The following is a 13,679-nucleotide window of genomic DNA, read 5'->3' on the forward strand; positions in this document are numbered from 1 at the left end:
CGCTGTAGCAGTGTCGGGATGCCTTAAACAAGACCGAGCGTCCGGGCGTAAGCCTGGCGGGAAGGCCGGAGTATAACAGAGCAATCACGGAGCGCTGCTTTCCTGCTGCTCAACGGTTTTCCCGTTGTTGGCTTGCGGCGTGATCTGTATAGCGTCAGGTACCGGGCCGGCGCCATAACGCGCACTCAATTGAGCGTAGGCCGGTTCGCGTTTGAATCGCTTGAGCTCGGCGCCGAAACGCTGCACCAGCAGGTCCATGCCGGCATTGCGGCGCAGGGCCAGGAACTGGCTTTGGTGACTGATGACCGTGGGGCTTTCGCTGATCTGGTCGCGCAGTTTCAAAGTTTCGAGCAGGGTTTGGCCAACCCGATGGTCGGTGATCAGCAAGTCGATGCGGCCGCGTTGCAGCTTGCCAAAGTTGGCTTCATGGGTCGGCGCAGGCTCGCGGGTGAACAGGGTCGATTCCCTGAAGTCCTGGCTGTACAGGTAGCCGGGCGAAGTGCCGATGGTCAGGCCGCGCAGGTCTTCAAGGGTGCGGAAGGGGTGAGGGCGATCATTGGCATAGAACAGCACGAACTCGACTTCCGAGAGCGGTTCGCTGGGATAGAGCAGGGTGGCGTCGCGTTCGCTGCTGTGGAAGATATCCAGCGCGCCGTCGGCCAACCCTTGATCAAGCATGGCCAGGCAGCGTTTCCATGGCAGGAACTGCCACTCCACCTCAATCCCCAGGCGCTGGAAGACGATCGCGGTGGTTTCGTAGTCCAGCCCGAGGGCCTGGCCGTTTTCCTCGTAGACGTAGGGCGCCCAAGGCTCGGTGACAATGCGCAGTTTCTCGCCCCGAGCGGTAAAGCTCAGGCAAGCAAAAAGCACGGCTGTCAGCAATTGGGCAATGACGGGCATCGCTGGAGATTACGACGAGAGCCGGTGAAATAGCTAGAGGGCGGTCTAGCCCGAGGGTTAGTCGCCCTTTGTCTGAACCAGGTGCAAGTAGATGGCCTTGCGGCGTTCACCCAGTACCAGGCGAATCATCGGGTGGTTGAACCAGTGCTCGAGTTGGTGGTTTTCAAGGGGGTTGTCGAGGCGCCGCTCGACGTTGTCACGAGCCTTTTCCCACCAGACCGGCGTGCAGGCCTGATCGAACGGGTTGGTGTGCTGGTAGCAGCCATAGAGGATTTCACGCATGAACTGGCGCTGATGCCTGGGTAGCGCCAGGGTCACGATTTTATAGGCCAGACGTTGGAGCGTCGGTGGTCGCGGCAGTGTYGCGGTCACCAGGCGGGTTTCATCCAGCGCGAAGGTGCTGATCGGGTCGGCACCATGCTTGTCCAGCCATGCTTTGATCTTGGCGCGAAACAGCTGCTTGCGGCTCCAGTAATGATGGATCAGGTCCGGACACTCGCGCACCTGCGTTGTGCGGTAGGCTGCTACCGACAGGCAGAATTCTTCAAGGGTATAGGCGCCTTGCGCCAGAGGGTACAGCTCATCCATCAAGGCGATCGAATGATCGAGAACGCCGGCATCGACGCGATCAAGGCCGATGACTCCCGAGTTCAGCAGCGGCATCTGGTCATCTGCCAGCTGTCTTTGCTGCAGTACGCCAGCCAGTGTCCGATACAACCCCGCCTCTTTGTTGCTGCCGTATTGCAATCCAAAGGCATTGCACAGCAGGGTGCCCGGCTCGACGCGACGGAACAGTTCCAGTGGTGAGCAGTGGAAGAATGTATCCGTGTCGATCAGCAGCGCACGCTCGGACTCGCGCAACACCTGCTGCATCACCACGTGCTTGGCGCGAAAGTGATAACCATGCGGGGCGATCCACGCCTGACGGGTGCTTTCATCCAGCTCTCGAACCCGAACCGGCAAGTCGCGGTAAGGCGCCGGGTTGTCGGTGAAAACCTGGATGTCCAAGCTTTCGCCCGGTGTTTCGCGCAACCCTGCCAAGGCACTGGCGATACTGAACACTGCTTCCTGGTGGTAGGTGTTGGCACCGTAAACCAGATAAATCAGTTGAGGGTTTGTGGCTGGGGTAATGGTGGACATCTACTGCGATCATCCCTGGCGAATTGGGAGAATGAAAAAAAAGGCCCTGGGTTTTGCCAGGGCCTTGTTCTGAATGCTACGCCTGTTTCAGCGTGGCAGTTTCAGATTGTTCCAGACGGCCAGGCTAGGTTCGGCCTGGTTCAGGGTATAGAAATGCAGCCCTGGTGCACCGCCTTGCAACAAGCGTTCACACATTTCGGTGATCACCTGCTCGCCGAAACCCTGAATGCTCTGGGTGTCGTCACCGTAGGCCTCCAGCTGTTTGCGGATCCAGCGCGGGATTTCCGCACCGCAGGCGTCGGAGAAGCGTGCCAGCTTGCTGTAGTTGGTGATCGGCATGATGCCCGGAACAACCGGGATGTTCACGCCCATCGCCTGTACACGCTCGACGAAGTAGAAGTAGCTGTCGGCGTTGAAGAAGTACTGGGTAATCGCACTGTTGGCGCCGGCGTTGGCCTTGCGCACGAAGTTGTTGAGATCGTCTTCGAAGTTGCGGGCTTGCGGGTGCATTTCCGGGTAAGCGGCGATTTCGATGTGGAAGTGGTCGCCGGTCTCTTCACGAATGAAGCTCACCAGGTCATTGGCATGGCGCAATTCGCCGCTGGCCATGCCCATGCCTGAAGGCAGGTCACCGCGCAAAGCAACGATCCGCTTGATGCCGGCCGCCTTGTATTGAGCCAGCAGGCCGCGCAAGTCAGCCTTGCTGTCGCCAACGCAAGACAAATGCGGTGCAGCAGGGACTTTGACTTCGCTTTCGAGCTGCAACACGGTATTGAGGGTGCGATCACGAGTCGAACCACCAGCGCCATAGGTGCAGGAGAAGAAATCGGGGTTGTACGTGGCCAGCTGACGGGCAGTGGCGATGAGCTTTTCATGCCCGGCATCGGTCTTCGTCGGGAAGAACTCGAAGCTGTAGCGGCGGTCTTGGGACATAGGAATACCCTTGCAAACGCATAAGCCTGTGGGGCTTGCACATCCCGTGTGGGAGCGGGCTTGCTCGCGAAAACGGTGGGTCAGTCAACATCAATGTTGAATGATAAATCGCCTTCGCGAGCAAGCCCGCTCCCACAGGGAGAGCAGGCAGCAGGACTGATCAGTAGCGGTAAGCGTGCGGCTTGAACGGGCCTTCGACGGTCACGCCGATGTATTCAGCCTGTTGCTTGGTCAGTTGAGTGACCACGCCACCGAAACCGCGGACCATTTCCAGGGCCACTTCTTCGTCGAGTTTCTTCGGCAGTACTTCAACGGTCAGGCGCTCGGCTTTCTGGGCTGGCGACAGGTCGGCGTACTTCTGGCCGAACAGGAAGATCTGCGCCAGGACCTGGTTGGCGAACGAACCGTCCATGATGCGGCTTGGGTGGCCAGTGGCGTTGCCCAGGTTAACCAGACGGCCTTCGGCCAGCAGGATCAGGTAGTCGTCGTTCTGTGGGTCGAAATCGCCCGCGCCAGTACGGTGAACCTTGTGAACCTGTGGCTTCACTTCTTCCCATGCCCAGTTCTTGCGCATGAAAGCGGTGTCGATTTCGTTGTCGAAGTGACCGATGTTGCAGACAACAGCGCGCTTCTTCAGGGCTTTGAGCATGTTTGCATCGCAAACATTGACGTTACCGGTGGTGGTCACGATCAGGTCGATCTTGCCCAGCAGGGCCTTGTCGATGCTTGCTTCAGTGCCGTTGTTGATACCGTCGATGAACGGCGAAACCAGTTCGAAACCGTCCATGCAGGCTTGCATGGCGCAGATCGGGTCAACTTCGGAGACTTTGACGATCATGCCTTCCTGACGCAGGGACTGGGCCGAGCCCTTGCCCACGTCACCGTAACCGATGACCAGCGCTTGCTTGCCGGACAGCAGGTGGTCGGTACCACGCTTGATCGCGTCGTTCAGGCTGTGACGGCAGCCGTACTTGTTGTCGTTCTTGCTCTTGGTGACCGAGTCGTTGACGTTGATGGCCGGGATTTTCAGCTCGCCCTTGGCCAGCATGTCCAGCAGACGGTGTACGCCGGTGGTGGTTTCTTCGGTGACGCCGTGAACGCGGTCCAGTACTTGTGGGTACTTCTTGTGCAGCAGCTCGGTCAGGTCGCCGCCATCGTCAAGGATCATGTTGGCATCCCAAGGTTGGCCATCCTTGAGGATGGTTTGCTCCAGGCACCACTCGTACTCTTGTTCAGTCTCGCCCTTCCAGGCAAATACCGGGATGCCGGCAGCGGCGATCGAAGCGGCGGCCTGATCCTGCGTCGAGAAAATGTTGCAGGACGACCAGCGTACTTCGGCACCCAGGGCAACCAGGGTTTCGATCAGCACGGCAGTCTGAATGGTCATGTGGATGCAGCCGAGAATCTTCGCGCCCTTGAGCGGTTGCTCAACGGAGTACTTGCGACGCAGACCCATCAGGGCCGGCATTTCCGATTCGGCGATGATGGTTTCGCGACGGCCCCAGGCAGCCAGGGACATGTCGGCAACTTTGTAGTCGTTAAAATCTGCAGGCGTGATAACAGCGCTCATGAAGAGCCTCCATTCGTAATGTATGCGAATGGGCGCCGTTGTGCGTTTAGTGTCCAGCCGATCATGGCCGGGCAACGCCCCATCCGAGCCTGACAGGTTGAACCTGCTGCAGCGCCCCTCGGACAGGTGGCGGGAAAACGGTATCAATCGAAGATGACCGTTTTGAAACGGGGGCGATTATAGCCGTCTGGGCCAGACTTCCAAAGGGTTTCTGTCGGCCAAATGAAGATCGCTAATGGCGGCCATAGTCGAAGCCTCATGGAGCATGACTGCATGGTCTGCCATGATGCGGGCATCAATCGGCAAGACGGTCAGGAGCGAGCATGAATTTCCACACCCGCAAATGGGTAAAACCCGAAGACCTCAACCCCAACGGCACGTTGTTCGGCGGTAGCCTGCTGCGCTGGATCGACGAAGAGGCCGCCATTTACGCGATCGTCCAGTTGGGCAATCAGCGCGTAGTCACCAAGTACATTTCCGAAATCAACTTCGTCAGTGCCTCGCGCCAGGGCGACATCATCGAGCTGGGTATCACGGCCACCGAGTTCGGTCGTACCTCGATCACCCTGACGTGCGAGGTGCGCAACAAGATCACCCGCAAAAGCATCCTGACGGTCGAGAAGATGGTCTTCGTCAACCTGGGCGAAGACGGCTTGCCTACGCCCCATGGCCGGACCGAGATCAAGTACGTCAAGGACCAGTTCCAGGATGACCCCGCCGTCGAATGACCGCGGCCCTTGTGCCGAGGGAGCTTGCTCCCGCTCGGCCGCGAAGCGGTCGCAGATCGATTAATGCGTTGTGTCTGACAAAACTCGATTGCAGGTTTTAGGGCGCGCTGCGCGCCCCAGCGGGAGCAAGCTCCCTCGCCACAAGGGTTTGTATCGTTGCACAGTCCCATCTAAAAACTTAGCCGGGCACGTTGGCTGTCACAGCGCTGCGGCGTTGCAGGTAGATAAAGAACAGTGCCGTCAGCACGGTCAAACCGCTGACCAGTGCGCCGGTCCACGGCAGGTCTGCAAGGTCGGCACCGCTGGCCACCACCAGCCCGCCGATCCATGCACCGGCTGCGTTGCCCAGGTTGAAGGCGCTTTGGTTCAGGGTTGAACCGAGATTTGGCGCTTCAAAGGCCTGGTCGATGATCAGCAGTTGCAGGATCGGGCACAGTGCGAAGGCGAACACACCCCACAGTACCAGGGTGATGGCTGCCGGGATCACCGAGTGGCTGGTCTGGCTGAACGCGGCCAGCACCAGCACCACCGCGAGAGCCATGCCGACCAATGACGGCAGCAAACGGCTGTCGGCCAGACGTCCGCCGAGCATGCTGCCAGCGGTCAAGCCCACACCGAACAACAACAGCATGATGGTTACACCGTGCGGGCTGACGCCGGTGATGTCCTGCAGGATCGGTGCGATGTAGGTGAAGACACTGAACAGGCTGGTCGATGCCAGCACGCTCATGCCCAACGCCAGCAGCACATTGGTTTTGCCCAGCACCTTGAATTCGCTGGCCAGGTTGGCCTTGTTCATGGCGATCTCTTTCGGCAGCCAGACCCATTGGGCGATGGCCGCGATCACGCCGATCACCGACACCGCCCAGAAGGTCGAGCGCCAGCCGGCGTATTGCCCGAGCGCGGTGCCCAGCGGTACGCCGAGTACGTTGGCCAGGGTCAGGCCGGTGAACATCATCGCAATTGCCTGGGCGCGTTTGTTCGGCGCCACTAGACCTGCCGCGACCACCGAGCCGATGCCGAAGAACGCGCCGTGGCACAACGCAGTAATCACCCGCGCGGCCATCAACGTGGCGTAGTTCGGGGCGAGTGCGCAGAGCATGTTGCCAAGGATGAACATCAGCGTCATGCCCAGCAGCGTGGCTTTGCGTGGCATGTTGGCGGTGCCGATCGCGAGGATCGGCGCGCCGAACACCACGCCCAGGGCGTATCCGGTAATCAGCAGGCCGGCCTCGGGGATGCTCACGGCGAGGTCGCGGGCGACATCGGGCAGCAAGCCCATGATGACGAATTCAGTGGTGCCGATGCCGAAGGCGGCAACAGCCAGTGCAAGCAAGGCGAGTGGCATGCGCAAGGTCTCTGTCGGTAGTCTTGACGCTCTGATCAGGCATACGCATGCGAGCTCCCGGTTCCGTGAGAATCGGGTAGCAGCAGAAATTTATTGGAATAAGTATGTGCGCAACTGAGTGCGGCGTGGTCGGTTGCAGTATAAACAGCTGCTGACATATGGCGAATCAATTCGGTTGATGCGGGCAAGGAGAGCAGGGTGCTTGCGACGATTCTGGTGTTGGTGGCGGCGTTGTTGCACGCAGCCTGGAATACCCTGATCAAGTTCAGTGCTGAGCGGTTATTGGTCGTGGCCTGCATGGACAGTGTAGCGATGCTGTTTGTCGCGCTGATGCTGGGTTTCGTCGCGCTGCCGCCGATGGACATCTGGCCGTGGATACTCGCTTCGGCCGCCTTCGAGTTGCTCTATCGCTATCTGCTGATCCAGGCCTATCGGGTCGGCGATCTTGGGCTGGTCTATCCGCTGATGCGCGGTTTGTCGCCGTTGGTGGTTCTGGCGTTGACACTGATTTTTGCTGGCGAAGTGCTGACGACCCAGCAGATCCTCGGCATTTTGCTGATCCCGTTCGGCATGCTGTGCCTGCTTTGGCAGGGCGGTGGCGGGGAGCGTTTGCCGTGGTCGATGTTGCCGGTAGTGGTGCTGATCGGCTTGTGCATCGGCGGCTACACCTTTATCGATGGGCAGGCGTTGCGGCGCTGGTCGCACCCACTCGATTACCTGGTCTGGGTCACGCTGCTCAGTGCCTGGCCGTTTCCGCTGTTGGCACTGGTGCGCAAGCGTCCGGCTTTTATGCTGTTCTGGCGTGAGCAGTGGCGACTGGGCTTGGGTGTCGGGTTCTGCGTGTTGTTCAGCTACGCTTTGGTGCTCTGGGCCATGCAGTTGGGGTCGATTGCCGAAGCGGCGGCGTTGCGCGAGATCAGTGTGATTCTGGTGGTGCTGTTCGGCATGCGTTACCTCAAGGAACCTTTCGGCCGGCCCAGGCTCTTGGCTTGTGGGCTGGTATTGGCCGGCATGCTCGTGATGAAGTTCTGAGCGAGTGTTTACGAAACTCTAAAAAGGAATCTGCAATGAACGTTGCCCTGTGGTGTGTATTGATCGCGATTTTCTTGCCGTACGTTTGCACCGCCATTGCCAAGATCGGCGGCAAGTTCGGGCTTCGGGATAATCATGATCCGCGAGATTTTCTTGAGTCCCTCGAAGGGTTCGCCAGGCGTGCCCACTGGGCCCAGTTGAACAGCTTTGAAGTCACCCCGGCGTTTGCCGCCGCGGTCATCGTCGCGCACCTGGTCGGCAATGCCGAACTGGTGACGATCAACGTGCTGTCGGTGCTGTTCATCACCAGCCGCCTGCTTTACATCATCTGCTACCTGGCAGACTGGGCAATCCTGCGTTCGCTGGTGTGGTTTGTCGGCATGGGGCTGATTGCCGCCTTCTTTTTTGTGTCGATCTGAAGTTCAGTAGCCGGAATTTTCGGTGTTTCGACTGGCCTCTTCGCGAGCAGGCTCGCTCCCACAGGAGAATGCATTCCAATGTGGGAGCCTGCTCGCAATAGCAATAGCCCAGTCGACACAATACCTAGGGGGTAGTCTTTACCGCATCGGTCACCTGCGGCAATTGCGGCAGCGCTGCGCCTTTTGGCCAGAGCATCCAGATTTGCCCTTGCTGTTTCATGTCGCCGGCCAGTTGCCCGGCGGCATCGCCGGTGCCCCAGAACAGGTCGGCGCGAACTTCGCCGGTGATCGCGCCACCGGTGTCCTGTGCGGCGACGGGGCGTACCAGTGCGCTGCCATCAGGGCGGGTCGTGGATAACCACAGCAGACTGCCCAGCGGAATAACCTTGCGATCCACCGCCACGCTGTAACCCGAGGTCAGCGGCACGTTCAGCGAGCCGCGCGGGCCTTCGTTGCTGTCAGGATTGCGGCTGAAGAACACGTAGCTCGGGTTACTGCCGAGCAGTTCAGGGATGCGCGTCGGGTGGGCCTTGGCCCAGGCACTGATGGCGCCCATGGTCACGTCCTCCTTTTTCAGCTCACCCTGATCCACCAGCCAGCGGCCAATTGGGCGGTACGGGTGGCCGTTCTGGTCGGCATAACCGATGCGCAGTTGGCGGCCATCTTCCAGTTGAATGCGGCCGGAGCCCTGGATTTGCAGAAACTGCAGGTCCATCGGGTCGGTCAGCCACGCCAGCACAGGCGCCTTGACCCCTTTGGTTTCAATGGCGGCGGCATCGTCGTAAGGCTTGAGCACCCGGCCTTCAAGGCGACCGCGCAGGCGCTTGCCTTTGAGTTCGGGGTAAATGCTCTCAAGCGAGACGATGATCATGTCGTCCGGTACACCGTAAACCGGCACATTGGCCACCGGGTTCTGCGTCAGGCTGCCCGGATAGACCGGCTCGTAATAGCCGGTGATCAAGCCATTGGCATTGCCGCTGGAGGAACGCAGGCCGTAGACCGCCAGCTGTTCCTTGAGAAATCCACGGATGGCGTCTGCGGTTTGCGGCACGTTGGCGGCTGCTGCGCAGGTCGCGCCCCAGACCGGGTCGGACTTCAGGCGAGTACAGGCGCTGCGCCAGGAACCGAAGCCGGCCAGCAAGTCATTATCAGAGACTGCCGGCAAGGCTTCCCAGGTCGCGCTGGAATAGGTGGCGATGGCATGGGTTTGTGGTTTTGCAGTGTCGCCACTGTTGCAGCCGGCGAGCAGGGCGACCATCGGTACGGTCCAGAGCAACGTGTTGCGCCAGGCCTTGAAACGGCTGTTCATGCGGTATTTCCTGTGCAGGTTGTCCGAGCGCTTCCAGCGTTCAAGCAACCCTTATTGTTAATAGGGCTATTGGTCTTTGCCGACGACGCGAGGATACTGGCCGCCGTTTCCCGTGACCTGAAGCCACCATGACTCTTAAAAGACTTTCTGTTGTATTGCTGGCCTGCCTGACGCTGTCCGCCTGTGGCGGTGTCGATCCGAACTCGCCGCTGGGTCAGCGCAAGGCTATTTTCAAGCAAATGCTCAAGACTGGCGAAGACCTGGGCGGCATGTTGCGGGGACGTATCCCGTTCGATGGCCCGCGTTTTACTGAAGGCGCGGTCAAACTCGACGCCTTGTCCCATGAGCCGTGGAAGCATTTCCCACAGGTTCGTGAGGACAGCAACACCAGCGCCAAAGACGGTGTCTGGCAGCAGCAGGCACGTTTCCAGGAAATGGCCCGCACACTTGAAGCCGCCACCGGTGAATTGGTGATTGCCAGCCAGGTTCAGCCGTACAAGGCCAGTAACCTGGGCCCGGCCGTGCAGAAAGTCGAAGACGCCTGTAGTGCGTGCCATAAACAGTTTCGTGATCACTGATTTCACGGAGTTGTAGATAACCTGTGGCGAGGGAGCTTGCACCCGCTGGGTGGCGAAGCCGCCCCAAAATCGGCTATCGCGATTATCCCGGGAAATCGCGATAGCCGGGCTGCGAACGCTACGCGTCCGAGAGGGGGCAAGCTCCCTCGCCACAAAAGCTGCTGCACTCATCGATCTCGGATTTACTTATCCAGCTCATCCAGCGCTCGCTGCAATTCCTTGCGGGACTCGGCGAGTTTGTCTTTGCGTTTGTTTATTTTCTCGGCGTCGCCCTGTTTCATGGCCTTGTCGAGGTCGGCCTGACGGCGGCTGACTTCGTGCTTGGCGTCGAGCACCTTGTTCTCGCGCTCTTTCTTCAAGGAGGCGTCGTTGCAGTGCTCGGTGGCTTCGCTCAGGGCTTTTTCCAGGCCCGCCTGTTGCCCGGCGTTGGCATGGGCCCTGGCCTGTTCGATCTGGTTGCTGATGGACTGGCGCTTGGCGGCGCAGCCAGTGAGTTGCGGAGTTTCTTCGGCAGCCATCAGCGGTGCCGTCATGACGCCACAAAGGGTCAGCATGACGAGCGGTGAAAGAAATTTCATAAAGGCTCCGTTTAAAAAATCATCAGGTCGGCAGCAGATGGGCTGTTGGAGCGCATCGATACTCATTGGGTTCAAAACTGCCGGCTCTCTGCATAGCTAGAAGCCGTCTATTCCGGCAGCGTGTAATTGTTCGCTCAAGGCCAGCACCTGCGGGTCGCGGAAAAATGCGCTCAACTGCGCCGCGCGCCCCGGGCCGATTCCGGTTTCGGTCTGCCATTGCTCAGTGTCTCGTTGCGCCAGTAAATGCCATGAGTCTGCAAGTCTGGCCTCGCCCGTGGGCGGCAGCCCCAAAGCTTTCAGCCAGCGTGAAAAGGGCTGTTGCCGGGCGCTTTGCAGGCTGTTCAGCAAGCGGACAGTGCTGCGCTCGCCGAAGCCGTCAATGTTAGCAAGCTCTTGGGCGTCGAGGGTCAACCAATCGAGCAAACCCTTGAGGCGTCCGGCGCTGATCAGTTTTTCCCAGGTGCCGGGGCCGATATGGCGCAGCGCGAGGCCTTGCTTGCCACTGAGCCAGATCAGTCGTGCGAGAAACTGGCTTTCGCAGCCCGGTGTCGGTTGCCAACAGCTGAGGTGATGGAAGTCTTCTGCACGCGGTACGCTCACCTCAGGCCGCTCAGTGCTGCGCAACACGACACTGTCGAGTCGTGGGATGGTCAGCCCGGCAAGGCTGATGGCGACCTGATCGCCGGGGCGGATATCCATGGCCTGCCAGCGCTGCAGCGAACTGACGCTGACACGTTTGATCTGTCGGTCATCAAGCATGACCGGAGCGAGTTCGAGCACCGGGGTGATGCGCCCGGTGCGCCCGATCTTGAAGTTGACCTTGCGCACTTCAGCCAACGCCTGGGCGAAAGGGTACTTCCAGGCCACGCTCCAGAACGGTGTTTTCACCTCCCAGCGCTCTGCCGCCGGACGTTGGCTCTGACGCAAGACAATACCGTCGCTGGCAAACGGCAGGGGTGTGCGATACCAGTGATCGCGCCAACGCTCAGCATCGGCAAATGCGCTGACGGGCTGGCTGTAGAACTCACTGTCAGGGAAGCCCAGTGCTTTCAGGGCGACCAGGCGCTCCGGCAAGCTGGCCGGACCTTGCGGCCAGTCCCAGACGAATAGCCCGATCCCGTTGGCGTCCATGGGGCTCAGTTCTTTACGGGCCATCAACCCGGCCACGGTGCTACGGGCGTTCAGGCTGCCGCGTTGGGCTTGCACATGATCCGTCAGGCGCCAATAGAGTTCGCCTTGCAGCAGCAAATCCAGTGGCTGCGGCAGTTGCTGAGGGATCGCGGCGATCTTGCGCGCCGAGGCTGTCCAGTCCTGGCCGTTGATACCGTCTCCGCGACTGATCGCCTGCTGGAACTGACCCTCACGGTAAATCAGCGTGACTGCAACGCCATCGACTTTGGGTTGAGCCCAGATATCGTCGCGTGTCTTGAGCCAGGCTTCGACGGCACGACCGTCGATGAGCTTTTCGAGGCCGGTGTGGGGAATCGGATGGGTCACCGTGCCGCGGGCGGCACGCAACGGATTCTCGGGTGTTGTGGTCCCGCCAAAGCATTCTCGCCAAGCGTTGAGGTGGGCACGGGATTGGTCGTAGATTTCGTCGGCGACCAGTGAATGTCCTTGCCGGTGATAGCTGTCGTCCCAGTGCTCGATTTGCTCTTGCAGTGCGGTGATTTCGGCCTGGGCTCGGCTGGGGAGCCAGTCGGGACAGCTATTGGCGTTGGCGTTCAGGCAGGCAACGATCAACCAGAAACCCATCAACAGGCGAAGCGTGGGCGGCATCATGAGCATCCTTGCTCGAGGGGGATGCCTGAAGGCTAGATCAGCAGGGAGGCTTGCGAGCACAGGTAGTTTTCAGGGTGTGTCCAGGCCGGATCAGCGCCCATGAAAAAGCCCCGCACGGCGAACCGTGCGGGGCTTTTTGTGTCGCCAGGAAGTCTTACAGACCAGCCGCAGAGCGCAAGGCGTCAGCGCGGTCGGTTTTTTCCCAGGTGAAGGTGGTGAACGTGTCGTCACCCACAGTCTTGGTTTCCGGGGTGCGACCGAAGTGGCCGTACGCAGCGGTGTCCTGGTACATCGGGTGCAGCAGGTCGAGCATGGTGGTGATTGCGTATGGACGCAGGTCGAACACTTCGCGGACCAGTTTGACGATCTTGTCGTCGCTGATCTTGCCGGTGCCGAAGGTGTTCAACGAAATCGAAGTCGGCTGAGCGACGCCGATGGCGTAGGAAACCTGAATCTCGCAACGCTCGGCCAGGCCGGCAGCCACGATGTTCTTGGCCACATAACGACCGGCGTAGGCAGCCGAACGGTCAACCTTCGATGGATCTTTACCGGAGAACGCGCCGCCGCCGTGACGGGCCATGCCGCCGTAGCTGTCAACGATGATCTTGCGACCGGTCAGGCCGCAGTCGCCCACGGGGCCACCGATAATGAACTGGCCAGTCGGGTTGATGTGGAACTGGGTGTCCTTGGACAGCAGCTCGGCAGGCAGCACGTGCTTGACGATCAGTTCCATTACGCCTTCGCGCAGGTCTTTGTAGGATACTTCCGGGTTGTGCTGGGTCGACAGTACAACGGCGTCGATACCGACAACCTTGCCGTTTTCGTAGCGGCAGGTCACTTGCGACTTGGCGTCTGGACGCAGCCAAGGCAGCAGGCCGGACTTGCGGGCTTCGGCCTGGCGCTGAACCAGTTGGTGCGAGAAGGTGATCGGTGCTGGCATCAGCACGTCGGTTTCGTTGCTGGCGTAGCCGAACATCAGGCCCTGGTCGCCGGCGCCCTGGTCTTCAGGCTTGGCACGATCAACGCCCTGGTTGATGTCGGGGGATTGCTTGCCGATGATGTTCATCACGCCGCAGGTCGCGCCGTCGAAGCCGACATTCGAGCTGTTATAGCCGATGTCGAGGATCACGTTACGGACGATGTCTTCCAGATCGACCCAGGCCGAGGTGGTGACTTCGCCAGCGATGATCGCCACGCCCGTTTTCACCAGAGTCTCGCACGCCACACGGGCGAACTTGTCTTCAGCAATGATGGCGTCCAGCACCGCATCAGAAATCTGGTCGGCGATTTTGTCCGGATGCCCTTCAGACACGGACTCGGAGGTGAAGAGGGAGTATTCGCTCATCTCGATGTTTTCCTGAA

13 protein-coding genes and 1 riboswitch are annotated in these 13,679 nt (G+C 59.9%); of the genes, 4 read left to right on the forward strand and 9 right to left on the reverse strand.

From position 1 onward, the window contains the following. Positions 1-84: 84 nt before the first annotated feature. The 4 genes from AC1DHT_RS01490 to ahcY all read right to left on the reverse strand — a co-directional run bounded on the left by AC1DHT_RS01490 (position 85) and on the right by ahcY (position 4,543). Entirely contained in the window at positions 85-900 is an 816-nt protein-coding gene (locus tag AC1DHT_RS01490) for a substrate-binding periplasmic protein (RefSeq protein ID WP_427543838.1), read from the reverse strand. A gap of 57 nt (positions 901-957) precedes the next feature. Continuing rightward, a complete protein-coding gene (locus tag AC1DHT_RS01495; RefSeq protein ID WP_216744046.1) occupies positions 958-2,040 on the reverse strand; it encodes a hypothetical protein in 1,083 nt (360 codons plus the stop codon). Positions 2,041-2,127: 87 nt separating this feature from the next. Beyond that, a complete protein-coding gene (gene metF / locus AC1DHT_RS01500) occupies positions 2,128-2,973 on the reverse strand; it encodes a methylenetetrahydrofolate reductase [NAD(P)H] (protein WP_427543835.1) in 846 nt (281 codons plus the stop codon). A gap of 160 nt (positions 2,974-3,133) precedes the next feature. After that, positions 3,134-4,543 (reverse strand): adenosylhomocysteinase, encoded by a 1,410-nt coding sequence (gene ahcY / locus AC1DHT_RS01505; protein ID WP_054594433.1) that lies wholly within the window; start codon positions 4,541-4,543, stop codon positions 3,134-3,136. A gap of 23 nt (positions 4,544-4,566) precedes the next feature. After that, positions 4,567-4,669, reverse strand: a riboswitch (S-adenosyl-L-homocysteine riboswitch). A gap of 197 nt (positions 4,670-4,866) precedes the next feature. Between ahcY and AC1DHT_RS01510 the strand changes: the two genes are divergently transcribed. Then, positions 4,867-5,271 (forward strand): acyl-CoA thioesterase, encoded by a 405-nt coding sequence (locus AC1DHT_RS01510; protein ID WP_103316724.1) that lies wholly within the window; start codon positions 4,867-4,869, stop codon positions 5,269-5,271. Between the two features lie 178 nt (positions 5,272-5,449). Here AC1DHT_RS01510 and AC1DHT_RS01515 read toward each other — a convergent pair whose 3' ends face one another. Then, a complete protein-coding gene (locus AC1DHT_RS01515; RefSeq protein WP_427547178.1) occupies positions 5,450-6,619 on the reverse strand; it encodes an MFS transporter in 1,170 nt (389 codons plus the stop codon). 198 nt (positions 6,620-6,817) lie between these two features. Here AC1DHT_RS01515 and AC1DHT_RS01520 point away from each other — a divergent pair, with 198 nt between their 5' ends. Together AC1DHT_RS01520 and AC1DHT_RS01525 are read left to right on the forward strand one after the other, a co-directional pair. After that, on the forward strand, positions 6,818-7,651 hold the full coding sequence (locus AC1DHT_RS01520) for an EamA family transporter (protein ID WP_347928217.1): 834 nt from the start codon (positions 6,818-6,820) through the stop codon (positions 7,649-7,651). 35 nt (positions 7,652-7,686) lie between these two features. Then, complete coding sequence (locus AC1DHT_RS01525; RefSeq protein WP_145014392.1) at positions 7,687-8,070, forward strand: MAPEG family protein; 384 nt, start codon at positions 7,687-7,689, stop codon at positions 8,068-8,070. A gap of 124 nt (positions 8,071-8,194) precedes the next feature. On the opposite strand, the gene mltA is transcribed toward AC1DHT_RS01525, so the two are convergent. Beyond that, positions 8,195-9,379, reverse strand: coding sequence for a murein transglycosylase A (gene mltA, locus AC1DHT_RS01530; protein WP_427547175.1), 1,185 nt, complete (start codon positions 9,377-9,379; stop codon positions 8,195-8,197). A 128-nt stretch (positions 9,380-9,507) separates the two neighbouring features. Here mltA and AC1DHT_RS01535 point away from each other — a divergent pair, with 128 nt between their 5' ends. Next, positions 9,508-9,957, forward strand: a complete 450-nt coding sequence (locus AC1DHT_RS01535) for a c-type cytochrome (RefSeq protein ID WP_427547172.1) — start codon at positions 9,508-9,510, stop codon at positions 9,955-9,957. 182 nt (positions 9,958-10,139) lie between these two features. Here the strand turns inward: AC1DHT_RS01535 and AC1DHT_RS01540 are convergent, their stop codons facing one another. From AC1DHT_RS01540 to metK, 3 genes are all read right to left on the reverse strand, one after another. Further along, entirely contained in the window at positions 10,140-10,535 is a 396-nt protein-coding gene (locus tag AC1DHT_RS01540) for a DUF1090 domain-containing protein (RefSeq protein WP_427547169.1), read from the reverse strand. A 96-nt stretch (positions 10,536-10,631) separates the two neighbouring features. Next, positions 10,632-12,314 (reverse strand): NAD-dependent DNA ligase LigB, encoded by a 1,683-nt coding sequence (gene ligB / locus AC1DHT_RS01545; RefSeq protein WP_427547166.1) that lies wholly within the window; start codon positions 12,312-12,314, stop codon positions 10,632-10,634. Positions 12,315-12,471: 157 nt separating this feature from the next. Further along, positions 12,472-13,662, reverse strand: a complete 1,191-nt coding sequence (gene metK / locus AC1DHT_RS01550) for a methionine adenosyltransferase (protein ID WP_007937912.1) — start codon at positions 13,660-13,662, stop codon at positions 12,472-12,474. Positions 13,663-13,679: the final 17 nt, after the last annotated feature.

This window comes from Pseudomonas sp. 05N432 (assembly GCF_056396945.1).

Coding starts and splice junctions, on each gene's coding strand:
- AC1DHT_RS01490 (WP_427543838.1), bottom strand. CDS start 900: ATGCCCGTCATTGCCCAATTGCTGACAGCCGTGCTTTTTGCTTGCCTG.
- metF (WP_427543835.1), bottom strand. CDS start 2,973: ATGTCCCAAGACCGCCGCTACAGCTTCGAGTTCTTCCCGACGAAGACC.
- ahcY (WP_054594433.1), bottom strand. CDS start 4,543: ATGAGCGCTGTTATCACGCCTGCAGATTTTAACGACTACAAAGTTGCC.
- AC1DHT_RS01510 (WP_103316724.1), top strand. CDS start 4,867: ATGAATTTCCACACCCGCAAATGGGTAAAACCCGAAGACCTCAACCCC.
- AC1DHT_RS01515 (WP_427547178.1), bottom strand. CDS start 6,619: ATGCCACTCGCCTTGCTTGCACTGGCTGTTGCCGCCTTCGGCATCGGC.
- AC1DHT_RS01525 (WP_145014392.1), top strand. CDS start 7,687: ATGAACGTTGCCCTGTGGTGTGTATTGATCGCGATTTTCTTGCCGTAC.
- mltA (WP_427547175.1), bottom strand. CDS start 9,379: ATGAACAGCCGTTTCAAGGCCTGGCGCAACACGTTGCTCTGGACCGTA.
- AC1DHT_RS01535 (WP_427547172.1), top strand. CDS start 9,508: ATGACTCTTAAAAGACTTTCTGTTGTATTGCTGGCCTGCCTGACGCTG.
- AC1DHT_RS01540 (WP_427547169.1), bottom strand. CDS start 10,535: ATGAAATTTCTTTCACCGCTCGTCATGCTGACCCTTTGTGGCGTCATG.
- ligB (WP_427547166.1), bottom strand. CDS start 12,314: ATGCCGCCCACGCTTCGCCTGTTGATGGGTTTCTGGTTGATCGTTGCC.
- metK (WP_007937912.1), bottom strand. CDS start 13,662: ATGAGCGAATACTCCCTCTTCACCTCCGAGTCCGTGTCTGAAGGGCAT.